Origin of the sequence: Stenotrophomonas indicatrix (assembly GCF_050573115.1) — a bacterium.
GTDB lineage: Bacteria > Pseudomonadota > Gammaproteobacteria > Xanthomonadales > Xanthomonadaceae > Stenotrophomonas > Stenotrophomonas lactitubi_A.
In genome coordinates this window covers 245,689-270,503 of sequence record NZ_JBNYZT010000001.1, presented here as the reverse complement: position 1 = coordinate 270,503, position 24,815 = coordinate 245,689, and the positions used below count along the sequence as shown (strand labels likewise).

26 protein-coding genes are annotated in these 24,815 nt (G+C 66.7%); all 26 read left to right on the top strand.

The annotated features are described in order from the left end of the window. The first annotated feature begins 2 nt into the window (after positions 1–2). The 26 genes from ACQ5SA_RS01195 (at position 3) to ACQ5SA_RS01070 (ending at position 24,781) form a co-directional block, all read left to right on the top strand. Complete coding sequence (locus tag ACQ5SA_RS01195; protein WP_230112123.1) at positions 3–1,199, top strand: flagellin; 1,197 nt, start codon at positions 3–5, stop codon at positions 1,197–1,199. A gap of 86 nt (positions 1,200–1,285) precedes the next feature. Further along, positions 1,286–2,503 (top strand): flagellin, encoded by a 1,218-nt coding sequence (locus ACQ5SA_RS01190; RefSeq protein ID WP_499312132.1) that lies wholly within the window; start codon positions 1,286–1,288, stop codon positions 2,501–2,503. Positions 2,504–2,945: 442 nt separating this feature from the next. After that, on the top strand, positions 2,946–4,364 hold the full coding sequence (fliD, locus tag ACQ5SA_RS01185) for a flagellar filament capping protein FliD (RefSeq protein ID WP_230112127.1): 1,419 nt from the start codon (positions 2,946–2,948) through the stop codon (positions 4,362–4,364). A gap of 129 nt (positions 4,365–4,493) precedes the next feature. Next, positions 4,494–4,910, top strand: a complete 417-nt coding sequence (gene fliS, locus ACQ5SA_RS01180) for a flagellar export chaperone FliS (RefSeq protein WP_089241027.1) — start codon at positions 4,494–4,496, stop codon at positions 4,908–4,910. Continuing rightward, positions 4,907–5,200, top strand: a complete 294-nt coding sequence (locus ACQ5SA_RS01175; RefSeq protein WP_025879004.1) for a hypothetical protein — start codon at positions 4,907–4,909, stop codon at positions 5,198–5,200. The genes fliS and ACQ5SA_RS01175 overlap by 4 nt, the downstream gene beginning before the upstream one ends. Next, entirely contained in the window at positions 5,197–5,775 is a 579-nt protein-coding gene (locus ACQ5SA_RS01170) for a PilZ domain-containing protein (protein WP_353101781.1), read from the top strand. Before ACQ5SA_RS01175 ends, ACQ5SA_RS01170 begins: the two co-directional genes overlap by 4 nt. A gap of 91 nt (positions 5,776–5,866) precedes the next feature. After that, a complete protein-coding gene (locus tag ACQ5SA_RS01165) occupies positions 5,867–6,499 on the top strand; it encodes a response regulator (protein WP_089241023.1) in 633 nt (210 codons plus the stop codon). 300 nt (positions 6,500–6,799) lie between these two features. Continuing rightward, on the top strand, positions 6,800–8,209 hold the full coding sequence (rpoN, locus tag ACQ5SA_RS01160; protein ID WP_499312129.1) for an RNA polymerase factor sigma-54: 1,410 nt from the start codon (positions 6,800–6,802) through the stop codon (positions 8,207–8,209). Between the two features lie 14 nt (positions 8,210–8,223). After that, positions 8,224–8,601, top strand: coding sequence for a response regulator (locus ACQ5SA_RS01155; RefSeq protein ID WP_049460600.1), 378 nt, complete (start codon positions 8,224–8,226; stop codon positions 8,599–8,601). Continuing rightward, positions 8,598–10,103 carry a sigma-54 dependent transcriptional regulator gene (locus tag ACQ5SA_RS01150; RefSeq protein ID WP_499312127.1) on the top strand — a complete coding sequence of 502 codons (1,506 nt, stop codon included), beginning with the start codon at positions 8,598–8,600 and terminating at the stop codon, positions 10,101–10,103. Before ACQ5SA_RS01155 ends, ACQ5SA_RS01150 begins: the two co-directional genes overlap by 4 nt. Before the next feature lie 459 nt (positions 10,104–10,562). Further along, on the top strand, positions 10,563–10,979 hold the full coding sequence (locus ACQ5SA_RS01145) for a hypothetical protein (protein WP_353100041.1): 417 nt from the start codon (positions 10,563–10,565) through the stop codon (positions 10,977–10,979). Positions 10,980–11,389: 410 nt separating this feature from the next. Continuing rightward, complete coding sequence (gene fliE, locus ACQ5SA_RS01140) at positions 11,390–11,755, top strand: flagellar hook-basal body complex protein FliE (RefSeq protein WP_499312125.1); 366 nt, start codon at positions 11,390–11,392, stop codon at positions 11,753–11,755. Between the two features lie 12 nt (positions 11,756–11,767). After that, positions 11,768–13,414, top strand: coding sequence for a flagellar basal-body MS-ring/collar protein FliF (fliF, locus tag ACQ5SA_RS01135; protein ID WP_229981023.1), 1,647 nt, complete (start codon positions 11,768–11,770; stop codon positions 13,412–13,414). A gap of 10 nt (positions 13,415–13,424) precedes the next feature. Continuing rightward, positions 13,425–14,411, top strand: a complete 987-nt coding sequence (fliG, locus tag ACQ5SA_RS01130) for a flagellar motor switch protein FliG (protein ID WP_089241304.1) — start codon at positions 13,425–13,427, stop codon at positions 14,409–14,411. Further along, complete coding sequence (locus ACQ5SA_RS01125) at positions 14,408–15,049, top strand: FliH/SctL family protein (RefSeq protein WP_425507291.1); 642 nt, start codon at positions 14,408–14,410, stop codon at positions 15,047–15,049. Before fliG ends, ACQ5SA_RS01125 begins: the two co-directional genes overlap by 4 nt. Further along, on the top strand, positions 15,046–16,446 hold the full coding sequence (locus ACQ5SA_RS01120) for a FliI/YscN family ATPase (protein WP_089241013.1): 1,401 nt from the start codon (positions 15,046–15,048) through the stop codon (positions 16,444–16,446). The genes ACQ5SA_RS01125 and ACQ5SA_RS01120 overlap by 4 nt, the downstream gene beginning before the upstream one ends. Next, positions 16,443–16,925 (top strand): flagellar export protein FliJ, encoded by a 483-nt coding sequence (fliJ, locus tag ACQ5SA_RS01115; RefSeq protein ID WP_089241011.1) that lies wholly within the window; start codon positions 16,443–16,445, stop codon positions 16,923–16,925. Before ACQ5SA_RS01120 ends, fliJ begins: the two co-directional genes overlap by 4 nt. Further along, positions 16,925–18,094 (top strand): flagellar hook-length control protein FliK, encoded by a 1,170-nt coding sequence (locus ACQ5SA_RS01110; protein WP_499312122.1) that lies wholly within the window; start codon positions 16,925–16,927, stop codon positions 18,092–18,094. Before fliJ ends, ACQ5SA_RS01110 begins: the two co-directional genes overlap by 1 nt. Positions 18,095–18,313: 219 nt before the next feature. Then, entirely contained in the window at positions 18,314–18,829 is a 516-nt protein-coding gene (locus tag ACQ5SA_RS01105; RefSeq protein WP_165377069.1) for a flagellar basal body-associated FliL family protein, read from the top strand. Positions 18,830–18,839: 10 nt separating this feature from the next. Then, positions 18,840–19,844, top strand: coding sequence for a flagellar motor switch protein FliM (gene fliM, locus ACQ5SA_RS01100; RefSeq protein WP_025878989.1), 1,005 nt, complete (start codon positions 18,840–18,842; stop codon positions 19,842–19,844). Then, complete coding sequence (fliN, locus tag ACQ5SA_RS01095; RefSeq protein ID WP_099818392.1) at positions 19,841–20,176, top strand: flagellar motor switch protein FliN; 336 nt, start codon at positions 19,841–19,843, stop codon at positions 20,174–20,176. The genes fliM and fliN overlap by 4 nt, the downstream gene beginning before the upstream one ends. Next, positions 20,173–20,580 (top strand): flagellar biosynthetic protein FliO, encoded by a 408-nt coding sequence (gene fliO / locus ACQ5SA_RS01090; protein WP_180167000.1) that lies wholly within the window; start codon positions 20,173–20,175, stop codon positions 20,578–20,580. The genes fliN and fliO overlap by 4 nt, the downstream gene beginning before the upstream one ends. A gap of 1 nt (position 20,581) precedes the next feature. Beyond that, the gene (fliP, locus tag ACQ5SA_RS01085) at positions 20,582–21,361 is read left to right on the top strand and encodes a flagellar type III secretion system pore protein FliP (RefSeq protein ID WP_499312119.1); all 780 of its coding nucleotides are present in this window, start codon (positions 20,582–20,584) and stop codon (positions 21,359–21,361) included. A 52-nt stretch (positions 21,362–21,413) separates the two neighbouring features. Then, complete coding sequence (locus tag ACQ5SA_RS01080) at positions 21,414–21,683, top strand: flagellar biosynthetic protein FliQ (protein ID WP_005413254.1); 270 nt, start codon at positions 21,414–21,416, stop codon at positions 21,681–21,683. A 16-nt stretch (positions 21,684–21,699) separates the two neighbouring features. Next, positions 21,700–22,491: a flagellar biosynthetic protein FliR gene (fliR, locus tag ACQ5SA_RS01075; RefSeq protein ID WP_353100032.1), complete on the top strand. Its 792-nt coding sequence runs from the start codon at positions 21,700–21,702 to the stop codon at positions 22,489–22,491. A 163-nt stretch (positions 22,492–22,654) separates the two neighbouring features. Then, positions 22,655–24,781 carry a putative bifunctional diguanylate cyclase/phosphodiesterase gene (locus ACQ5SA_RS01070; protein ID WP_353100030.1) on the top strand — a complete coding sequence of 709 codons (2,127 nt, stop codon included), beginning with the start codon at positions 22,655–22,657 and terminating at the stop codon, positions 24,779–24,781. The last annotated feature ends 34 nt before the right edge of the window (positions 24,782–24,815 follow it).

Sequence of the window (24,815 nt, the reverse complement as noted above, 5' to 3'; positions counted from 1 at the left end):
TCATGGCACAAGTAATCAACACCAACACGATGTCGTTGAATGCTCAGCGTAACCTGAGCACCAGCGGCAGCTCGCTGGCCACCACCATCCAGCGCCTGTCCTCCGGTTCGCGCATCAACAGTGCCAAGGACGATGCGGCCGGTCTGGCCATCTCCGAGCGTTTCGGCACGCAGATCCGCGGTACCGACGTGGCCATCCGCAATGCCAACGACGGCATTTCGCTGGCCCAGGTCGCCGAAGGTTCGCTGACTGAAATCGGCAACAACCTGCAGCGCGTCCGCGAGCTGTCGGTGCAGGCCTCCAACGCCACCAACTCCGCCAGCGACCGCAAGGCGCTGCAGTCGGAAGTGACCCAGCTGGTCAGCGAAATCGACCGCGTGGCCAAGCAGTCGGACTTCAACGGCACCAAGCTGCTGGACGGTTCGTTCTCCAGCCAGCTGTTCCAGGTCGGCGCCAATGCGGGCCAGGCCATCGCCATCGACAAGACCATCGATGCCAAGGCCAATGCCCTGGGCGGCGCGCAGTTCGCCAGCGGCAAGGTTGCCATCGCCCCCGCCGGCAGCGCCACCGCCGACATCGCCTTGACCGGCCTGAGCATCACCGACAGCAAGGGCGCCAAGGTCGACTTCGCTGACCTGACCGTCAAGAGTGCTGGCAGCGTCGCTGCTACCGGCACCGCCGCTGCCACCGCACTGGCCTCGCACATCAACGCCAAGATCGGTGAAACCGGCGTGCTGGCTGAAGTCGATGCCGCTGGCACCGGCGTCACCCTGAGCTCGGTCAAGGACAGCGTCGACAAGGACGGTGCCTACAAGGGCTTCACCGTCGCCGCTACCGGCGCGACCTACACCGACGACGTGACCGGCCCGGCAGTACCGGCCAAGAAGTTCGCCGACAAGATCGACGTGTCCACCGTGAAGGGTGCACAGCAGGCAATGGAAGTGGTCGACAAGGCCCTGGGTGCGATCAACAGCACCCGCGCCGACCTCGGTGCGATCCAGAACCGCTTCACCTCGGTGGTTGCCAACCTGCAGACCTCTTCGGAGAACCTGTCGGCTTCGCGCAGCCGCATCAAGGACACCGATTTCGCCAAGGAAACCGCCGAGCTGACCCGCACCCAGATCCTGCAGCAGGCCGGTACGGCCATGCTGGCCCAGGCCAACCAGGTGCCGCAGGGCGTGCTCAGCCTGCTGCGCTGATCTGCTCTCTGATCCATCACCGGGTGCCGGCTGAGGCCGCGCCCGGTTTCTGAAACACGTTCCACCTTCGCCAAAGGAAAAGCACCATGGCACAAGTCATCAACACCAATACGATGTCCCTGAATGCTCAGCGCAACCTGAGCACCAGCGGCAGCTCGCTGGCCACCACCATCCAGCGCCTGTCGTCCGGTTCGCGCATCAACAGCGCCAAGGACGATGCGGCCGGTCTGGCCATCTCCGAGCGTTTCGGCACGCAGATCCGCGGTACCGACGTGGCCATCCGCAATGCCAACGACGGCATTTCGCTGGCCCAGGTCGCCGAAGGTTCGCTGACTGAAATCGGCAACAACCTGCAGCGCGTCCGCGAGCTGTCGGTGCAGGCCTCCAATGCCACCAACTCCGCCAGCGACCGCAAGGCGCTGCAGTCGGAAGTGACCCAGCTGGTCAGCGAAATCGACCGCGTGGCCAAGCAGTCGGACTTCAACGGCACCAAGCTGCTGGACGGTTCGTTCTCCAGCCAGCTCTTCCAGGTCGGCGCCAATGCGGGCCAGGCCATCGCCATCGACAAGACCATCGATGCCAAGGCCAATGCCCTGGGCGGCGCGCAGTTCGATGCCGTGACCTTCACCGTGGCCGCTCCGGCTGACGGTGCGACCGGCGTGAAGGTTGCCGGCATGACCATCACCAACGCCTCCGGCGCTGCGGTGGCCATCGATGGCATCGATGTCGCTGCCCAGGGCGGTGCCGACGGCACCAAGACCCAGGACGCGGCCACCAAGGCCATGGTCGCTGCCATCAACGCCAAGATCGGCGAGACCGGCGTGCTGGCCGAGATCGACACCGCTGGTGGCGGCAAGATCAACCTGAGCTCGGTCAAGGACAGCGTCGACAAGAACGGCGCCTTCCTCGGCATCGCCGTGGAAACCGGCACCTGGACCGGCGCCGCCGGCCCGGCCGACATCGCTGCCAGCACCACGGCAGCGGCCAAGAGCTTTGCTGACAAGATCGACGTGTCCACCGTGAAGGGTGCACAGCAGGCAATGGAAGTGGTCGACAAGGCCCTGGGTGCGATCAACAGCACCCGCGCCGACCTCGGTGCGATCCAGAACCGCTTCACCTCGGTGGTTGCCAACCTGCAGACCTCTTCGGAGAACCTGTCGGCTTCGCGCAGCCGCATCAAGGACACCGATTTCGCCAAGGAAACCGCTGAGCTGACCCGCACCCAGATCCTGCAGCAGGCCGGTACGGCCATGCTGGCCCAGGCCAACCAGGTGCCGCAGGGCGTGCTCAGCCTGCTGCGCTGATCCACGGCAAGAAGGCGCCGCTACCGTCGGCTTGAACCGACGGTAGCGGCAACCCGACAGCCACGGCGTACACAGGTGCGGGCCATGCCCGGCCCGGGAAGCTTCCCGAACCGGCTTGGCATCGCCCGCCCCTGCGGACCTCTCTTTCAGCGTTGTGCATTTGACTGTACGTACCGGGCGGCTTCGTCTCCCCCCGATTGTCAGTAGCCTGATCCCTCCCCTGCATTGGGGGAGGGTTTTTTGCAGACCCCCGGCAGCCTGCGGTGAACCCACCCGCACCCTGCCCCAGACCTCCTGCAACCGGCGTGCCAGAACTGCCCCCGCGGCCAGTGGCACGGCGCATGCATCAACGAAGTCCTCAAGACCCAGCGGCGCAGGCCGCTATTTTCGTTGACGACGGGCCACCGCACGACGGCCAGGCCCGTATACCAGGAGAAACGACGTGGCAGACTTTGGATACGGTGGCATTGGCTCAGGGCTGGACATCTCCAGCATCGTCAACCAGCTGGTCGCGGCTGACCGCAAGCCGGCCGACAATGCGCTGAACCTGCAGCAGTCCAAGACCAAGATGCAGCTGTCGTCGATCGGCACGGTCACCTCGGCCTTCGACAAGCTGAAGACCGCGCTGACCGCGCTGAAGGCCACCACCGCCTTCGACACCCGCACCGTCAGCGCCACCGGCAAGGCCGGCCCCAACAACGCCAATGACGTGCTGACAGCGTCTGTGGCGCTGTACGACGTAGGCACCAGCAAGGCCGCCGCGTCCAACGGCACACATCTCGTCGAGGTGAAGAACCTGGCGTCGGCGCACAAGCTGATCGCTGACACGTCGGTACCCAAGACCGATACCTTCGGTGCCGGAACCTTGACGCTGACCGTTGGCGTGGGCGACAAGGCCAAGACCATGAACATCCAGGTGGAGGAAGGCGACACCCTCACCACCGTCCGCAACAAGATCGACGCCGCTGGCCGCAAGGAGGGCGTGCAGGCAACCCTGATCAGCTCCGGCGACAACCAGTACCTGTCCATCGCCCAGGAAAAGACCGGTGCGGCGAGTGCGATCAAGCTGGAGTACGGCGGTAGCGATCCGAAGCTTGGCGCCCTGGTTGGCAGCCTGAAGGAAAACACGCCTGCAAAAGACGCCCTGCTGACCATCGATGGCGTGGAGGTAACCAGCGCCAGCAACACCGTGGCCGATGCCGTGCCGGGCCTGACCCTGAACCTGAAGGAACAGGGCAAGAGCACGGTCGTCATCAGCACCGACACGACCGCGGCGACCAAGGTGATGCAGGAGTTCGTCACCGCCTACAACGCGGCACTGGCGGCGATCAACACCGAAACCAAGTACGACCTCAAAACCAAGGAAGCCTCCTCGCTGACCGGTGACGCGCAGATGCGCGGTGCGGCCAGCCAGCTGCGCTCGGTGATGAGCGCCGTGCTGAAGAACCTGTCGGCAGACGGCCTTGACCCCAAGACCCTGGGTCTGCAGACCCGAGGGTTCCCCAACGCCGATGGCAGCCTGGTACTGGACTCCACCAAGTTCGCTGCCGCGCTGGGCAGCCAGCCGGAAAAGATCCGCCAGGCGATCACCGGCGACAAAGGCGGCGCCGGCGAGCTGTTCACCATGGTCGATGGCTATGTCAACACAACGGTTGGCAAGGAAGGCGCCTTCGTGGCGCGCACCAAGAGCCTGAACAACACGCTGACCGACATCGACAAGCGTCGCAAGGCGCTGGATGTGCGCATGACCGGTGTGGAAGCACGCTACAAGAAGCAGTTCCTGGCGCTGGACAGCCTGATGGGCAAGCTCAGCCAGAGCAGCAGCGCGCTGTCGCAGCAGCTGGCCCAGTTGAACCGCTGAGGAAACACGCACGGCGCTCAAGTTTGGCGCCGTACGCACCGATAACGGACGCAACAGCAATCATCGCAGTGCCGGCGTCAACGGTCCCTTCGACCGCACCCCGGCACCCCGCGCAAGGGAGAATCACGAATGTACGGTTCCAGCCGTCAGTACGCCGAGCAATACCGCCAGGTGGGTGTGACCAGTGCGGTCGCCGATGCCGATCCGCACAAACTGGTGGCGCTGCTGCTGTCCGGCGCACTGGAGCGCGTGCGCCGTGCACAGGCCACCCTCGAGCAGGGTGACCAGGCCGGCAAGGGCAAGGCGATCGGCGAAGCATGCGCCATCGTCGCCCACCTCAACGGCTCGCTGGACCATGAAGCCGGCGGCGAGATCGCCGGCAACCTGTCGGCGCTGTATGACTACCTGCTGCAGCGCCTGACCGAGGCCAACCTGCACAACGACCGCGCTGCACTGGACGAATCGCTGCAGCTGCTGGGCGAGATCGACGGTGCCTGGAATGCCATTCCGCACGAACAGCGCCGTCCCGCGGCGGTAGCGCCATGAGCCTGCTTGAACTCAATGCGCAGCTGGATGCCTTCGAGAAGGCCCTCGACGAAGAGGCGTTCGAACAGGCCGACAGCCTGCTCGATGGCCATGACAGCACCCTGCATGCACTGCTGAGCCAACCGCTGGGCAGCGCCGACCACGCACCGTTGTCCGCGCTGCTGGAACGCCAGCAGAGCCTGCTTGGCCTGCTGCGCCAGCGCCGCGATGCGGTATCGGTGCAGATGCAGGATGGGCGCCGCTCCCTTCGCGCCGCGCATGCCTACCTGCAGGCAGAATCACTGGCATGACCGTCCTGCCGACCACGTCCCTGCATCATCCGGCCGAAAGCGAGCTGTTCGACGAAACACTCAGCTGCGAACTGGCCCTGCCCGCGGAGTTCCAGGCCGGCAGTGCAGTGGGCCGGACCAGCAGTGCCGAAGGCCTGCTGCGCAGCCTGGCGCTGGTCGAAGACAGTCGCGTCGACGAACACGAAGAACGCAGTGAAGCCAGCCTGCAGCTGCAGCGCCTGGAAGCCAAGGTGGACCTGACCATGGTCCTGCTCGGCCGCCTGATCCGCCAGCAAGGCCAGGAACCGACGTTGCGCCCGGTACGCTGGTCGCGCCGCGGCATCCGCCTGCAGCTGGGCCCGCGCAGTGGCAGCCTGCCCGGCCAGGCCGGCGTGGTCCGCCTGCAGCCCAGCGACTGGCTGCCCGACCATATCGACCTGCCGGTGGAAGTCATCGCTGAGGCTGCCGATGGCGGCGGTGGCCACTATCTGTGGCTGCGCTTCCATCGCCTTGGCGATGGCCTGGAAATGGCGATGGAACGGCATCTGTTCCGGCTGCATCGGCGCCAGGTGGCCGAGGCACGCCGGGCACGCTGAAATCTGCCACCCTGCAGGCGGACGGACGGCCCTTGGCGAGCCCGTTCAGCTAAGTTAAGGTGGTTCCCCCTCCCCAACCTCCAGCGTGCCTGTGCGAGTTCTCATCGTCGACGATCACACCCTTGTTCGCGCCGGCCTGGCGCGGCTGCTGCAGGGGTTTGCCGACGTGCAGCTCGTCGCCGAGGCCAGCAATGCCGAACAGGCACTGCAGATGGCCCTGCTGCACGCCCCGGACGTGGTGTTGATGGACCTGTCGCTGCCCGGCCGTACCGGCCTGGAAGCACTGAGCGACATCCGCCTGCGTGCACCCGGTACGCGCATCGTGATGATGACCATGCACGACGACGCCGCCCATGTGCGCGATGCCCTCGATCGGGGTGCCGTCGGTTTCGTGGTGAAGGATGCCGCGCCGCAGGAACTGGAGCTGGCGCTGCGTGCGGCGCATGCCGGCCAGGTGTTCCTGAGCCCGCAGATCTCCGCCAAGATGCTGGCGCCAATGCTCGGGCGCGAAAAGCCAACCGGTATTGCCGCACTGTCGCCGCGCCAGCGCGAAATCCTTCGCCGCATCGGCAAGGGCGAGAGCAACAAGGAAATCGCCGCCGACCTTGGCATCAGCGTCAAGACGGTGGAAACCCATCGCGCGCGCATGATGGAATCACTGGGCTGCCGTCGTGCCAACGATCTGCTGCTGCTGGCTGCACGCCACCAGCACGAGCTGGAATGACGTACGCGCGCCACGGGTAACGCCGTGGTGCTGCCCACAGGACGCGCGACGAAATACCGTCACCCACACGCATCCCGACGGAATTCCGTACAACCGGCGCGAGCAGCCATTACGGCGACCGACCACGAATCAACGATTTAGCGAGCGGGATCGTCAAATTCCCGCGCCGATGTGGGGAATTTCCTTACACGCTGTCGGGAACACCCCCAATCCCCTCAGGAACCCCCCGATTCCGCCCTTGCCGGATCAAAAGCAAGATGTGTTCCACAAGGCGTCGGGGAGCGGCGCCGGGGAACTGCAATGAAGGCTTCACTTTCGACCCAGCTGGGCCAACAGCTTCACCTCACCCCGCAGTTGCTGCAGTCGATCCGGCTGCTGCAGCTCGACGGCCTGCACCTGGAGCAGGAAATCCAGCGCTTGCTGGATTCCAATCCGCTGCTGGAAATCGAAGATGCCGAAGCGCCCGCGGCTGAAGCCACCGATGCCGCCAGCACCACGGTCGATACGGCCGCTTTCGACGAACTGCCCGAATCCTCGATGTGGGATGTGTCCGGCGCCAACTGGCAGGACGGCGACGACGACCGCATGGCGCGCATTGCCGCTGGCGAATCGAGCGACCCGCAGCTGCGCGTGCTGCAGCGCCTGGCGCTGGACCTGGACGAGCGCGAACTGGCGGTGGCCGCCTTCTGGCTGGAACACTGCGACGATGCCGGTTACCTGCAGGCGCCGCTGGCACAGCTGCAACTGCTGGCCAGCGCGCAGTTCGACATTGATGGCAACGGCGTTGAAACCATCCGTCAGCACCTGCTGCAGGGCGAGCCGGCCGGCATGGCCGCGCAGGACCTGCGCGAATCGCTGCTGGCCCAGTTGTGCAGCCTGCACGGCGTGGTGCCAGCCCGACATCTGGCCGCGCGCATTCTTGAGGGCGCGCTCGATGCGTTGGCCGCCCATGACTACCCCGCCCTCGCCCGCCAGCACGATGCCGAGATCGAGGACGTGCGCGAAGCCGTTCGCCTGATCCTGTCGCTGCAGCCGCGTCCAGGCGACAGCCTGCTGCCCGAGCGCAATGCAGTGGTGGTGCCGGACGTGGTCGCCTGGCACGCCGACGAACAATGGAAGGTGGCGCTGAACCCGGCCACCAGCCGCCGGGTGTCGATCAACAGCCAGTACGAACAAGCCCTGGCCGACAGCGGCGAAGCAGCCCCGGCACTGCGCGAGATGCTGCAGGAGGCGCGCTGGTTCAGCCGCGGCCTGTCGATGCGCTACGACACCCTGCTGCGCACCGCGCGGGTGATCGTCGAGCGCCAAGCTGCCTTCCTGGTACGTGGCGAGGAAGCCATGGCACCGCTGACCCTGAAGGAAGTGGCCGAGGAAATCGGCATGCACGAATCCACCGTTTCGCGCATCACCACCGGCAAGTACCTGCAGACCCCGCGCGGCACCTTCGAACTCAAGCACTTCTTCGCGGTGCGCCTGGAAGGCGCCAGCGTGTCCGGCCAGGCGGTCAAGGCCATGGTCCGCCGCCTGATCGACGCCGAACCTGCCGGCCGCCCGCTGGCTGACGAGGCCATCGCTGGCCTGCTGTCCCGCCAGGGGGTGAACATTGCCCGTCGAACCGTCGCAAAATACCGCGAACAACTGGACATCGCCCCGGCCCGCGAACGGCGCCGGGTCAACGCCAGGCAACCGCAGCTGGCCCGGGTGGGCTGAAAAGGATGTTGGACATGAACAAGCTCACAGTTCTGCTGGTCGATGACCACGAGGGCTTCATCAACGCGGCGATGCGCCACTTCCGCAAGATCGACTGGCTGCAGATCGTCGGCAGCGCCGGCAACGGCCTGGAAGCGATCGAGCGCTCGGAAAGCCTGCGCCCGCAGGTGGTGCTGATGGACCTGGCAATGCCCGAAATGGGCGGCCTGCAGGCCACCCGCCTGATCAAGTCGCAGGACGATGCACCGTACATCGTGATTGCCAGCCACTTCGATGACGTCGAGCATCGCGAGCACGCGCTGCGCGCCGGTGCCGACAACTTCGTCAGCAAGCTGTCCTACATCCAGGAAGTCATGCCGATCCTGGAAGGCCTCAGGGAGGATCGATCGTGAGCGAATCGCGCATCCTGGTACTGGACAACGACGCCGTGCGTGCCGAACGCACCGTCGCCCTGCTTGAATTCATGGACTTCAACCCGCGCTGGGTCTCCGACGCAGCGGATTTCGACCTGACGCGCCAGCGCCAGAACGACTGGATGGCGGTGATCGTCGGCAGCCTGGACGACAGTGCCGCCAGCACCGCGCTGTATGCCTGGCTGGGTGGCAGCAGCCTGCCACCGCCGGTGCTGCTGGCCGATGGCGACGCCGCTACGTTTGCCCACCAGCATGGCCTGCACGAAGCCAACATCTGGCCGCTGGAGGCGCCGCTGCGCCACGCGCAGATGGAAGCCCTGCTGCGCCGTGCCAGCCTCAAGCGCCTGGATGCCGAACACCAGGCCGGTGCCGTGCAGGAGCAGGGCCCGACCGGCAATGGCCCGGCGGTCAGCGCGCTGCGCACGATGATCGAACAGGTCGCCGCGTTCGACACCACCGTGCTGGTGCTGGGCGAATCTGGCACCGGCAAGGAAGTGGTGTCGCGCAGCATCCACCAGCGCTCGCCGCGCCGTGATGGTCCGTTCGTGGCGATCAACTGCGGCGCGATTCCGGCGGAACTGCTGGAAAGCGAGCTGTTCGGCCATGAGAAAGGCGCCTTCACCGGCGCACTGACCGCGCGCAAGGGCCGTTTCGAAATGGCCGAGGGCGGCACCCTGCTGCTCGATGAGATCGGCGACATGAGCCTGCCGATGCAGGTCAAGCTGCTGCGCGTGCTGCAGGAGCGCAGCTTCGAGCGTGTTGGCGGCAACCAGACCATCCGCTGCAACGTGCGCGTGATCGCCGCGACCCATCGCGACCTGGAAAGCCGGATTGCCGATGGCAAGTTCCGCGAGGATCTGTTCTACCGCCTTAACGTATTCCCGATCGACGTGCCGGCCCTGCGCGAACGTCGCGAAGACCTGCCGGCGCTGGTGGAAACCATCGCCACCCAGCTGGCGCGCACCGGCCGCGGCGAAGTGCGCTTCACCCCGGAAGCCCTGCAGGCACTGGCCGGTTACGAATGGCCGGGCAACGTGCGCGAGCTGACCAACCTGGTCGAACGCTTGGCGGTACTGCACCCGGGTGGCTCGGTGCGCGTGCAGGACCTGCCAGCACGCTATCGCGGCGATGCCGCACTGGCCGCCGTGGCGGTTGCCGCCGCGCCGCCAGTGGTCGCCAGCGAAGAGCGCCTGGACCTGCGCAGCTTCTCGTTCCACACCCCGGGCAGCGGCAACCAGCCGTCGCTCGAACACGGCATCGCGGTCAATCGCGCCGCAGCACCGGCCGCGCTGCCGGACGACGGCCTGGACCTGCGCAACCACATGGCCAACATCGAACTGGGCCTGATCAACGAAGCACTGGAACGCACCCAGGGCGTGGTCGCCCACGCCGCCCAGCTGCTTGGCCTGCGCCGCACCACCCTGGTGGAAAAGCTGCGCAAGTACGGCATCGAACGCGAGCCGGCCGAACTGGCCAGCTGACCCGCATTGCCAGCATGAAGGGGGCACGAACGCTTGGGCTTGCCCAGGCGTTGGTGTTTGTGGGGGATGTTGTTGCCGGGCTGCCGCCCGGCACCCGCAGAAGCAACAGCGGCGGATAAGCTGTTCGGGTTGGTGGACGGTGTGGGCTTGCAGGACACGCCGTAAACCCATCCTTGGGGGCTCGATGGCGCCATCCATGGCGCCAACGGTCCTGCAAGCCCACACCGCCCCACCTCTGACAGATTGCGGCGCATCGTCTCCCCTGGGTGTCTGACCTGGCAACTTGAGCACCCACGCATCCGACGGTTCTGCAGCAGCAGCCGGATTGCTCAGTAGATCCACGCCATGCGTGGATGACGGTGAGGGTACAAAGAACATCTCGCTGCTTTTGCACGTTTTCCTAAAGACAACGCCGCCGCAGTGCGCAGCATGGCAGGAACATCCCAAGGAGGTTCCGCCATGCATCGTCTTACTCTGCTTGCCGCCCTGCTCTGCCCGGCCCTGGCCGCGGCATCCAGCTGCGTCCTGCCCAACCAGCTCGACCAGCGCCAGTTCACCAATCTCAGCGATCCGCTGTACCAGCCGGACAATCCGAACGCCGGGCGCATGGTGCAGGTCAGCTTTGCCAGCCACCAGTACGCGCTGGACATCCTCGGCACCGACATCCGCATCGGCGGCAGCTACCGCTACCAGCGCTTGGCTCCGCACATCGCCGAGATCGAAATGATCGAAGCCCACCCCGCCGGACCCTCCCGCTACACCCTGCTGCTGACCTGCCTGACGGACCAGCAGGGTCGCTTCATCTACACCCAGCACGACGGCCCCATCGCACCACACCAGCGCCAGAATTCCGGACGCTGGACCCTGCAGCCATAGGCCAAAAAACCGACGCCGGTTCCATGACGCCGCCATCGGGGTCAGAGCCCGTTGCGTCGCAACGGGATCCGACCCCTTGTCGTTCCGACAGATCGCGGCCAACTGTCGAAGGCGGGGTGGGTCCGGTTGCGGGGGTGTCCGCGGCATGGATGCCGCGGCCAAGCCCCCATGGATGGGTTTACGGCGTCCCCCGCAACCGGACCCACCCCGTCCCCCCACGGAATGCAGGCTTTTGACGTTGACGTTGACGTTGACGTTGACGTTGACGTTGACGTCGATTCGGCAGGTGCAGGGCGCAGCCCTGCCAACACCCCCCAACCCTCACGTCACTGAACCGATCAGCGATTTCGGCACGGCACTTGCACTAGCTCCAGCAGACACCCCCATCCCTGTTTCTGGAACCGTTGCAGATGTCCCACTCCGTCACTTCGATCCTTTCCCAGATCCGCTCCTACCAGACCCAGGTGGGACAGCCCGCGCTCAACCCGCTGGCCGAAGCGCCGCGTAGCAATGCCCTGCCGGGCACGGTGCTGGATGCGCGGCAGGTCCAGCCTGCCAGCTTCACCGAAACCCTGCGCGGCGCCATTGCCGGCGTCAACGATGCGCAACAGAAATCCGGCGCACTGGCCAAGGCCTTCGAACTGGGTGAACCCGGCGCCGACCTGGCCAAGGTGATGGTCGCCTCGCAGCAGTCCCAGATCGCCTTCCGCGCCACCGTGGAAGTCCGTAACCGTCTCGTCCAGGCTTACCAGGACGTGATGAACATGCCGCTGTAAGGATAGAAACGCATGGCCCTGTCGCTCTCCAAGGAATCCCTGAACGCCGAAAAGGCGGGCCAGTGGTTCGACCGGCTGCAAAGCCTGCAGATCACCCGTCGGCTCGGACTGATGGCGATGATCGCCGTGGCCGTGGCGGCAGGCCTGTTCGTGTTCTTCTGGTCGCAGAAGCCGGGCATGGTGCCGCTGTACACCGGCCTGGACCAGAAGGCCACCGCTGAAGCGACCGACCTGCTGCGTGCCGCACAGATTCCGTTCCAGCTGGACCCGGCCACCGGTGGCATCACCGTGCCGGAAAAGAACCTGCACGATGCCCGCCTGAAACTGGCAGGCTCGGGCCTGACCGACAGCGGCAAGCTCGGCTTCGAGCTGATGGAGCGCGACCCCGGTTTCGGTGTCAGCCAGTTCGTGGAAAGCGCACGCTACCAGCACGCACTGGAAACCGAACTGTCGCGCACCATCAACACGCTGCGTCCGGTGCGTGATTCGCGCGTGCATCTGGCCATTCCCAAGCCCAGCGCCTTCACCCGCCAGCGTGATGTGGCCAGTGCCTCGGTCACCCTTGAACTGCGCGGCGGCCAGCAGCTGGAACGCAGCCAGGTCGATGCGATCGTGCACATGGTCGCTGCCGCCATTCCCGATCTGGCGCCGGAACGCGTCACCGTGGTCGACCAGAGCGGCCGCATGCTCAGCGTCAGCGACCCGAACAGCGAAGCGGCCGTCAACGCCGCCCAGTTCGAACAGGTGCGCCGCCAGGAAACCTCGTTCAACCAGCGCATCCGTGAACTGCTGGAACCGATGACCGGCCCCGGCCGGGTCAATCCGGAAGTCAGCGTCGACATGGACTTCTCGGTGACCGAAGAGGCACGTGAGCTGTACAACGGCGAGCCGCAGAAGCTGCGCAGCGAGCAGATGAGCGAGAACAGCAGCAGCACGCCGGGCCCGCAGGGCGTACCGGGTGCGACCAGCAACAGCCCGCCGGGCCAGGCCGCTGCACCGGCCACCGCGCAGGCACCGACCGAAAGCAGCAAGAACGCGACGCGCAACTACGAGCTGGACCGGACCCTGCAGCACACCCGTCAGCCGGCCGGCCGCATCAAGCGCGTGTCGGTGGCGGTGCTGGTGGACAACGTGCCGCGCGCCGGTGCCAACGGCAAGGTTGCGCCGCAGCCGCTGTCGGCGGCCGAACTGACCCGGGTCGAAGCGCTGGTCAAGCAGGCTGTCGGTTTCAGTGCCGAGCGTGGCGACACCGTGTCGGTGATGAATGCCCCGTTCGTGCGCGATACCACGCCGATCGAAGGTCCGGCCTGGTGGGAACTGCCGTGGGTGCACGATGCCGGCCGCATGCTGCTGGGTGCACTGGTGGTGATGGCGCTGCTGTTCGGCGTGCTGCGCCCGGCACTGCGCGGCATCACCGGGCAGAACCGCAGGAAAGAAGAACTGGCGCTGGAACCGCACACCGCGGACGTGCAGCTGGTCGATGACGATGGCACCCCGCTGCCGGCGCTTGGCGCCGATCGGGCAAGCCTGGGCGGGCAGGAAGCATTGGCCCTTCCGGTGGATTCTTATGAGGAACGACTGCGGATGGCGCGTGAAGCCGTGAAGACCGACTCCAAGCGCGTGGCCCAGGTGGTCAAGGGCTGGGTGGCCAATGACTGAGGTCGCCCCCCTGACCGGCGTGCAGCGCGCCGCCGTCCTGCTGCTGTCGCTGGGTGAACTGGACGCGGCCGAAGTGCTGCGCCACATGGAACCGAAGGAGGTGCAGAAGATCGGCATCGCCATGGCCACCATGTCCGACATCACCCGCGAACAGGTGGAACGGGTGATGGACCAGTTCAGCAGTGAGCTGGGCTCGAAGACCTCGCTGGGCGTGGGCTCGGACGACTACATCCGCAACATGCTGGTGCAGGCGCTGGGCAGCGAGAAGGCCGGCAACCTGATCGACCGCATCCTGCTGGGCCGCAACACCACCGGCCTGGACGCCCTGAAGTGGATGGACCCGCGCGCGGTGGCCGACCTGGTGCGCAACGAGCATCCACAGATCATCGCCATCGTGATGGCGCATCTGGAAACCGACCAGGCCGCCGACGCGCTGAAGCTGCTGCCCGACCGCACCCGTGTGGACGTGCTGCTGCGCATCGCCACCCTCGACGGCATTCCGCCCAATGCGCTGAACGAGCTCAACGAGATCATGGAACGCCAGTTCGCCGGCAACCAGAACCTGAAGTCGTCCAACATCGGCGGCGTGCAGTGCGCGGCCAACATCCTCAACTTCATGGACAGCGGCCAGGACCAGGCGATCCTGGGCGAGATCGCACGCATCGACGCGCCGCTGAGTGGCCGCATCCAGGACCTGATGTTCGTTTTCGACGACCTGGTGGACCTGGACGACCGCGAGATGCAGCTGGTGCTGCGCGAAGTCAGTGGCGAACGACTGGGCCTGGCCCTGCGCGGCGCCGACATCAAGGTGCGCGACAAGATCACCCGCAACATGTCCCAGCGCGCGGCCGAGATCCTGCTGGAAGACATGGAAGCGCGCGGCCCGGTACGCCTGTCCGACGTGGAAGTGGCGCAGCGTGAGATTCTGGCCATCGTCAAGCGCATGGCCGATGAAGGCACCGTCACCATCGGTGGCAGCGCGGAGGCGATGCTGTGAGCAACGTCGTGCGCTGGCTTGCCCCGGATCTGCTGGCCCAGCCCGAACCGGTGCTGGACCACGACGATGCCTTCGAACTCACCGAGCTGGACCCCGAGCATGAGCCGGAGCCGCCGCTGCAGCTGCCCACCCTGGAAGAAATCCAGGCGATCCAGGACAGCGCAGAGAAGGAAGGTTTCGACCACGGCCATGCCGATGGCTTCAGCCAGGGCCAGGCCGAGGTGCGCCGCCTGGTCGCGCAGATCGAGGGCATCCTCGACAACTTCGGGCGGCCACTGGCGCGCCTGGAAAATGAAGTGGTCGGCGCGCTCGGCGAACTGGCGGTACGCATCGCCGGTGCACTGGTAGGCCGTGCCTACGAGGCCGATCCGGCGCTGCTCGGGCAGCTGGTCGGGGAGGCGATTGACGCCGTCGGCGGCAGCAACCGCGAAGTGGAAGTGCGCCTGCATCCGGATGACATCACCGCCCTCGCCCCGTTGTTGACCCTGTCGCCGCAGCAGCGCCTGGTGCCTGACACCAGCCTGAGCCGTGGCGATCTGCGCGTGCATGCCGAAGCGGTGCGCATCGACGGAACGCTGGAAGCGCGCCTGCGCGGCGCACTGGATGCCGTGATCCGCCAGACCGGAGCCATCGCATGAACACCGATACCGCGTCGCCGTCGTCTCCGCCGGCCGACTGGACCATTCCCCGCAACCTGCGCCTGGCCAACCGTCTCGACGGCCTGAAGGTCGACACCGCGCACGGCCGCGGGCTGATCCGCGAAGGCGTGCTGCGCCGGGCGGTCGGCCTGACGCTTGAAGCGGTCGGCTGCGAAGCACCGCTCGGCGCCAGCTGCAAGGTGGAAGTGGTCGACGGCGGCTGGGTTGATGCCGAAGTGGTCGGCTTCGCCGGCGAACGCACCTACCTGATGCCCAGCGCCGAACTGCATGGCCTGCTGCCGAATGCGCGGGTGGTGCCGTCGGCACGACGTGGCGGCGTGGAAGTGGGCGAAGGCCTGCTCGGTCGCGTCATCGACAGCGATGGCGTGCCGCTGGATGGCAAGGGCCCGATCCGCGCTGAAGGCCACGTTGGCATGGCCGGCGTATCGATCAATCCGCTGGCACGCGAACCGATCACCCAGCCGCTGGACGTAGGCGTGCGCGCGATCAACGCGCTGCTGCCGATCGGCCGTGGCCAGCGTGTCGGCCTGTTCGCCGGCTCCGGCGTCGGCAAGTCGACACTGCTGGGCATGATGACCCGCTACACCGCCGCCGACGTAATCGTGGTCGGCCTGATCGGTGAGCGTGGCCGCGAAGTACGCGATTTCGTTGAAAGCACCCTCGGCGAGGAAGGCCTGCGCCGCGCGGTGGTGGTGGCGAGCCCGGCTGACCGACCGCCGCTGGCCCGTCTGCATGGCGCTTACCGCGCCACCGCCATCGCCGAGTGGTTCCGCGACCAGGGCCTGAACGTCCTGCTGCTGATGGATTCGCTGACCCGCTTCGCCCAGGCACAGCGTGAGATCGGCCTGTCAGTGGGCGAGCCGCCCACCACGCGCGGCTATCCGCCCTCGGTGTTCGCCAAGCTGCCGGCACTGGTCGAACGCGCCGGCAACGGCGCCAAGGGTCGCGGTTCGATCACCGCCTTCTACACCGTGCTGACCGAGGGCGACGATCCCCAGGATCCCATCGCCGATGCCGCGCGCGCGATTCTCGACGGCCACATCCTGCTCTCGCGCCGCGTCGCCGACAGCGGCCTGTATCCGGCCATCGACGTGGAATCGTCGGTCAGCCGCGTGGTCACGGAAATCGCCGACGAACCGTGGCGCCTGCGCATCCGCAAGCTGAAGCGGCTGGTCTCGGCCTACTCGGCCAACCGTGACCTGATCGCCATCGGCGCCTATCAGCGCGGCAACGACGCTGCGACCGATGAAGCCCTTGAGCGTTGGCCGGAAATCATGGAATTCCTGGGCCAGGATGTCGCCAAGGCCGCAGATCTACCGCACAGCCAAGCGGCGTTGCAGCGCCTGGTGGAACAAGAGAATGAGAGGCTGACATGATCCAGTCCAAGCGCATCGATCCGCTGCTGAAGCGGGCCCAGGAACACGAAGACGCGGTCGCCCGCGATCTGGCCGAACGCCAGACCGTGCTCGACACCCATCTGTCGCGCCTGGACGAACTGCGTCGCTATGCCGAGGAATATGCCTCGCAGCAGATGGCCGACGCGCAGATGGCCGCGACCAGTCCGGCGCAGCTGTTGAACCGGCGCGCCTTCCTGGACCGGCTGGACAGCGCGGTGGAACAGCAGCAGCAGACCGTCAACGGCAACCGCGAAAAAGTGGAAGCCGAGCGTGCACGCCTGATCCTGGCCAGCCGTGACAAGGCGGTGCTGGAACAGCTGGCCGCCAGCTACCGGGCGCAGGAAAAGGTGGTGACCGACCGCCGCGACCAGCGCGAGATGGATGACATCGGCGCACGCCGCGCGCGCCTGGCGCAGACCGAAGACCAGGATGATGGCGAGCAGGGAGGCCGGTCGTGATGCCCTCCCCCCTGAGCAGCAACGCCAGCGCACCGACGCCCGGCGGCAGCGGTAATGCCAGCAGTGCACGCACCTCGAGCAGTGATTCCGGCAAGGATTTCGGCCAGATGCTGCAGGGCGGTAGCGCGTCGACCGGAAATTCCAGCACGGCGGCCACCGGCAGCACCGGCAGCGGTCCGTCGAAGCCGGCCAACGCCACGTCAACATCCGATGGCAATCCGGGCAAGACGACGCCACGGCCGGGCGACGGCGAAAGCGCCGCCACTGACCCCGCGACATCGACCCCCGCTGTACCGGTAGCGTCGGCAGCCGCTGACGACAAGGACACCCCGGCAAGCGCGGACGACGCGCCATGGCCGCCACTGGGTTTGGCCGGTCTGGTACTGGCCGTGCCCACCGGCGTCGATCCGGTGCTTGTCGTGCCGCCGCCGACCGCCAGCGAAGCCGACGGCGGCGCGCTGCCCTCGGCCGCAGCGGCACTTCCGGCGGTCGCCGTGGCTGCCAATGCAGCACAGGGTGCGGCAGCGCCAGCCGCCAACGCATCGGCATCCGCTGCCGGCGACGGTGAGGCCAGTGGCCTGCCGTTGCCCGAGCTGGTGCTGGGTGGCAAGGCGTTGGATCGTGCCGATGACGGCGACAGCCTGCAGATCGGCGACCGCACGCCTCCGGCGCCGCTGCAGGCCCCGCTGCCCGCCGCGCTGCAGGACCTGAAGGCCGCACTGGCCAGCAATGCTGTCTTCAATGGCGAACCCACACCGAAGCCGGTGCTGGGCGACGATGGCTTCGACCAGGCCATCGGCGCGCGCATCGGCTGGCTGGCTGACCAGAAGATCGGCCATGCCCACATCCGCCTCAATCCAGAAGACCTGGGGCCGGTGGACGTGCGTCTGCAGATGAACGGCGACAAGGTGCATGCCAGCTTCAGCAGCCCGCACGTCGATGTCCGCCAGGCGCTGGAAAGCAGCCTGCCGCGCCTGCGTGAACTGCTCGGCGAGCAGGGCTTCCAGTTGGCTCATGCCGATGTCGGCCAGCAGCACAGTGGCGACGGTAATCCGGGTAGCCAGGCTGGCGGCGGTCGCGGTGGTGACGGAGAACCGTCACTGGGCGACACCACGGTGTCGGCGTCACAGTTGATCCGCCAGCGCGGGTTGTTGGACGCGTACGCCTGACAGGCGTGCCAACCAAGGTTGGCACCTGCCCAGAGCGGGACGGTTGGCAACCACCCATCAGTAGCGCCGGGCCGTGCCCGGCGGATTCCCGACATTCCGCCGGGCATGGCCCGGCGCTCCCGATATGAACACCCGACGGAATTCCGTCGCGCCCCTCGCCGACCACTCCGGCACACCCCTTGCATATCCCGGTGAAGCAACCCTCAGGAGCTTCACCCCGTGGCCGCAGCCGCTGACAAAACCAAGAAGACCGCCGAAAAGGACAAGACCGCCAAGCCGCGCAGTCCGATCCTGATCACCGCCCTGGTCGCCGTACTGGCCGCCGGCGCCGCCGGTGGCGGGGTGTGGTTCTTCACCCAGTCCAAGCACGAAGACAAGACCGCGCAGGCGCCGAAGAAGACCACCACTCCAGCCCCGGCGCAGTACTTCGCACTGGAACCGGCGTTCGTGGTCAACCTCAACGGTTCGATCGACGGCCCGCGCTACCTGCAGGTGGAAGTGCAGCTGATGACCCGCGATCCCGCGGCGCTGGAGGCGATCAAGACCCATGCCCCGGCCATCCGCGCACGCCTCCTGATGCTGTTCTCGCAGGTCAGCCCGCAGCAGATCGCCGACATCGCCGGCAAGCAGAAGCTGCAGGCCGATTCGTTGGCCGAAGTGCAGAAGGTGCTGAAGGCCGAGACCGGCAGCAACGGTGCCGACGACCTGTTGTTCACCAGCTTCGTGACCCAGTAAGGGCTCCCCGATGAATGACCTGCTGTCCCAGGATGAGATCGATGCCCTGTTGCATGGCGTGGACAGTGGCGCGGTCGAAACCGAGCCGGACGCCCCCAGTGGCGAAGCACGCTCCTACGATTTCGCCAGCCAGGACCGCATCATCCGCGGTCGCATGCCGACCCTGGAAATGGTCCACGAGCGCTTCGCGCGCCTGTGGCGGATCGGCCTGTTCAACCTGATCCGGCGCTCGGCCGAACTGTCCGTGCGCGGCATCGAGCTGATCAAGTTCAACGATTACATGCACTCGCTGTATGTGCCGACCAACCTGAACCTGATCCGCTTCAAGCCACTGCGCGGCACCGGCCTGATCGTGTTCGAACCGACCCTGGTATTCGCCATCGTCGACAACTTCTTCGGTGGTGACGGGCGCTACCCGACGCGCATCGAAGGTCGCGAGTTCACCGCTACCGAAATGCGGGTGATCCACCTGCTGCTGAAGCAGACCTTCGCCGACCTGCGTGAAGCGTGGGCACCGGTGATGGACGTGGAATTCGAGTACATCAACTCGGAGATCAACCCGCACTTCGCCAACATCGTGACGCCGCGCGAATACGTGGTGGTGTGCCGCCTGCACGTCGAGCTCGACGGCGGTGGCGGCGACATCCACGTGACCCTGCCGTACTCGATGCTGGAGCCGATCCGCGAACTGCTCGACGCCGGCATCCAGAGCGACCGCAACGACCGCGACGAGAGCTGGGGCCGCACCCTGCGCGAGCAGCTCAACGTGGCCGAAGTCACCCTGTCCAGCGTGCTGGCCAGCAAGCGCATGACCCTGCGTGACCTGACCCGGCTGAAGGTCGGCGACATCCTGCCGATCGACCTCAGCCCGCAGGTGCCGCTGTGCGTGGAGAACATCCCGGTGTTCACCGGTGAGTTCGGCGTCGCCAACGGCATGAACGCCGTAAAGATCACCGCTACCCATCCGCCGGGCACCCGTCCGCGCGTACCCGTCATCCAGGAAGACCCGCAATGAACGATATCGACGCCCTCGAACCGACCCCGGCACAGTTCACCAACCTGCAGGCCGATGAGGCGACCGGCCCGGATTTGAACCTGGACGTGATCCTCGACGTGCCGGTGACGCTGTCGCTGGAAGTCGGTCGCGCCCGCCTTCCGATCCGCAACCTGCTGCAGCTCAACCAAGGTTCGGTGGTGGAGCTGGAGCGTGGTGCCGGTGAATCGTTGGATGTGTTCGTCAACGGCACGCTGATCGCCCATGGTGAAGTGGTGGTGATCAACGACCGCTTCGGCGTGCGCCTGACCGATGTGGTCAGCCCCAGCGAGCGGATCCGGAGACTGCGTTGAGCCTGCTCGCCGCCACCGCGCTGGCCGTCGCCAAGACTGCCCCGCAGATCGGCCAGCATGCGCCGGCCGCACCGAGCCTGTTCGGTGCGGTGCTGGCCCTGTTGGCAGTGCTGGCCCTGGTCATCGGCCTGGGCTGGCTGCTCAAGCGCCTGCCCGGCAGCGGCTTCCGCCCGGCCGAGGGCATGAAGCTGGTGGCGAGCCTGAATGTCGGTGCCAAGGAACGCGTGGTGGTGGTCGAGGTCAATGGCCAGCAGCTGCTGCTGGGCGTGACTGCCGGCGGCATCAATGCTCTGCACACCCTGCCCGAACCGCTGCCGCCGCCTGCGCCGGTACGCGTACCCGACCTGAAGAACCTGCCGAATTTCGCCCAGCTGCTGCAACAGCGGCTGCGCAAGGACCCCTGACATGCGTCTGACCCGTTCCCGTCTTGCCACCCTGCTGCCGTGGCTGACCTTGATCGCCCTGTGCCTGCTGCCTGCGTTGGCGTTCGCCGCCCCGGGCGCGCCGACCACGCCGCTGCCGGACATCAACGTCGGCAAGATCGGCGGTGCGCCGGTCAGCCTGCCGCTGCAGACACTGCTGCTGATGACGGCGATCACCCTGATCCCGTCGATGCTGCTGGTGCTGACCTCGTTCACCCGCATCATCATCGTGCTGGGCCTGCTGCGGCAGGCACTGGGCACCGGCCAGACGCCGTCCAACCAGGTGCTGCTGGGGCTGGCCCTGTTCCTCACCTCGATGATCATGCTGCCGACCTGGGACAAGGCCTGGAGCACCGGCATGGCGCCCTACCTCAATGGCGAGATCGACTTCCAGACCGCCTGGACGCTGAGCACCACGCCGCTGCGTGCCTTCATGCTGGCGCAGATCCGCGAGACCGACCTGATGACCTTCGCCGGCATCGCCGGCCACGGCACCTACGCCAACCCCGATGCGATTCCGTTCCCGGTGCTGGTCGCCTCGTTCGTCACCAGCGAACTGAAGACCGCCTTTGAGATCGGCTTCCTGATCTTCATTCCGTTCGTGATCATCGACCTGGTCGTGGCCAGTGTGCTGATGTCGATGGGCATGATGATGCTGTCGCCGATGCTGGTCTCCGCACCGTTCAAGATCCTGCTGTTCGTGCTGGTGGATGGCTGGGTGCTGACCGTCGGCACGCTGGCGGCGAGCTTCAATCCGGCTTGATTGCAGGGCAGCCGGGCATGGCTCGGCTCTACATACACACAACGGAACGACGATGTCCCCCGAACTTGCCCTGACCGAACTGCGTGGCGGCCTGATCACCGTACTCTGGGTGGCCGGCCCGCTGCTGCTGACCGTACTGGTGGTCGGCGTTGTAGTGGGCGTGGTGCAGGCCGCGACCCAGCTCAACGAGCCCACCATCGCCTTCGTTGCCAAGGCCGCAGCGCTCACTGCCGTGTTGTTCGCACTGGGCAGCCTGTTGATCGGCCATCTGGTCGAATTCACCACGCTGCTGTTCCAGCGCATCCCGCACCTGATCGGCTAGACGGACGCGCACGCAGATGGATGCCGCCACCCAGATGGCTGCCGACGGCCTGAACGCCTTCGGCATGATCGGCACCGTGCTGTGGACCATGCTGCGCATCGGCGCGGTGGCCATGGCAATGCCGATGATCGGTACCCGTGCCGTGCCCGGCCGGGTGCGCGTGATGCTGGCCGGCACCCTGGCCATTGCATTGGCGCCCCTGCTGCCGCCGGTACCGGACTGGACCGGCTTCGACGCCGCCACCGTGCTGACCATTGCCCGCGAGCTGGCCATCGGCGTGGCCATCGGCTTCATGCTGCGGCTGGTGTTCGAGGCCGGCGCCATGGCCGGCGAGCTGGTCGCGCAGGGCACCGGCCTGGCGTTTGCGCAGATGAGTGACCCGCTGCGCGGCGGCACCTCCGGTGTCATCGGCCAGTGGTTCTACCTGCTGTTCGGCCTGCTGTTCTTCACCGCCAACGGCCATCTGGCGCTGATCTCGCTGGTGGTGGACAGCTACCGTGCCCTGCCCATCGGCGCACCGCTGCCCGATCCGCACGCCTTCTTCAGCATCGCCCCGACCTTCCTGCTGACAGTGCTGCGCGGTGCGCTGACCCTGTCCATTCCACTGACCGTGGCGATGCTGGCGGTGAACCTGGCCTTCGGCGTGCTGGCCCGCGCCGCGCCGGCGCTGAACCCGATCCAGCTGGGCCTGCCGGTCTCGCTGCTGCTGGGCCTGTTCCTGCTGACCCTGCTGGTGGGTGAAATGGGCCCTCCGGTGCAGCGCCTGTTCGATGCCGCCTTCCAGGCTGCCGGTGCGGTGACCCGCTGACGCGGTCGTCACGTTTTACTGCTTGCCGTCCCCCCCGGTGACCGCGTTAGAGTGAATGGGCAGGGACCAGGGGGGTCGCTGCAACCGGCGGCCCCAGGTCGCCCGCCTTACGCATGCCCCACCGTAGTTTTTCCGTTGACAGGCAGGTCCGGGAGACTGACGAATGCTGGTAGGCACGTACAACCCGTGGCTGGTGGCGACCTCATTGCTGGTTGCAGTGATGGCGTCCTATACCGCGCTGGCGATGGCCGGGCGCACCGTCACCGCGCCCGGCAAGGGCGCGACCTGGTGGTGGCGACTCGGCGGCGGCTTTGCGATGGGGTTGGGCATCTGGTCGATGCACTTCATCGGCATGCTCGCCTTCGACCTGCCCATTCCGCTGGGCTACGACCTGCCCATCACCCTGCTGTCGCTGGCACTGGCGATCGGCTCGTCGGTGTTCGCCCTCTGGCTGGTATCGCTGCGCACCCTGCCCCACCCACGCCTGGCCGGCGGTGCCCTGCTGATGGGCAGCGGCATCGCCAGCATGCATTACGTGGGCATGGCCGCGATGCGCATGCAACCGGGCATCGACTACCAGCCGGTGTGGCTGCTGCTGTCGCTGCTGGTCGCGGTGGCCGCGTCGTGGACCGCGCTGTATGTGGCCTTCCGGCTGCGCGCGCAGCACACCCGCATCGGCGACCGCCTGGCCGCCGCCGGCCTGCTCGGCCTGGCCATCGTCGGCATGCACTACACCGGCATGGCCGCCGCCCGATTCCCCGAAGGCAGCGTCTGCGGTGCCGCGGTGGGCGATGGCCTGCAGAACAACTGGTTGGCGATGCTGGTGGTGGTGCTGACCGTGGCGATCCTGGCGGTGGTGCTGGTGGTGTCCTGGCTGGACCAGCGGGTGGAGGCACAGCTGTTGCGCCTGCGCAATTCGCTGCTCAGCACCTCGTTGACCGACGCCCAGCAGGAACTGACCCAGGCCGCGCTGCACGACCCGCTCACCCGCCTGCCGAACCGGTTGCTGCTGCAGCGGCGCATCGTGCAGGCACTGGCCGAGGCCGAACAGGGCGGCAGCCGCTTCGCGGTGATGTTCATGGACCTGGATGGCTTCAAGCAGGTCAACGATGCCTATGGCCACCAGGCTGGCGATGCGCTGCTGGTTGCGGTGGCCGAGCGCACCCGTCAGCTGCTGCGTCCGCACGATCTGTTGGCACGGCTGGGCGGCGACGAATTCGTGCTGGTGGTGCGCATCGAGCATGATGAGGACTTGCCGACGCTGGCCCGGCGCATCCTGCAGGCGGTGGGTAGCGGCCCGCTGCTGCCGGACAACGAACTGCAGGTGACTGCCAGCATCGGCATCGCGATCTGCCCCGACCATGCCGCCAGCGAACGCCAGCTGATGGCCTTCGCCGATGCGGCGATGTACCAGGCCAAGGAATCGGGCCGCAATGCGTTCGTGCTGTTCGCCGACTGGATGAACGACAGCGCCGAGCAGCAGTTCCGCCTGCTGGCCGACCTGCGCCGGGCCATCGGCAGTGAGCAGCTGTTCCTGCATTACCAGCCGAAGATCCGTGTGGCTACGCAGAAGGTGGCCGGCGCGGAAGCGCTGATCCGCTGGCGTCACCCGGAACAGGGTCTGATTCCGCCGGACCGCTTCATCCGCCTGGCCGAGCGCAGCGGTGCGATCAACGAGATCGGCCGCTGGGCGCTGGACCAGGCCTGCCAGCAGCTGCGGCACTGGCACGATGCTGGCCATGACAGCTGGACGATGTCGGTGAACCTGTCGCCGGTGCAGTTCAGTTCCCCGCACCTGCTGCAGGACGTACGCGAGGTGATCGAGCGCTACGCGATCGCCCCGCGCAACCTGGTGCTGGAGATCACCGAGAGCACGGTGATGCGCGATACCGATACCAGCCTGCGCCTGCTGCAGAGCTTCTCCGCCCTGGGCGTGGGCATCTCCATCGATGATTTCGGCACCGGTTACTCCAGCCTGCTGTACCTGAAGCGCCTGCCGGCCACCGAGATCAAGATCGACCATGCGTTCGTGCGCGACCTGGAACACAGCGCCGAGGACGTGGTGATCGTGTCGGCCATCGTGGCGCTGGGCCATGCGCTGGACATGGATATCGTGGCCGAGGGCGTGGAGACCGCCGCGCAGCGTGCCTACCTGGAGCGGCTGGGCTGCGACTACCTGCAGGGCTTCCTGCTGGGCCGGCCGGTGGACGCAGCCCGCTTCATGCAACTGCACGACCTGCCGCGGCCACGGGTGGAACTGGCCAACGGCCCACCCCGTAACCCCCAGTAGATCCACGCCATGCGTGGATGGCCCGCGCCGCCGT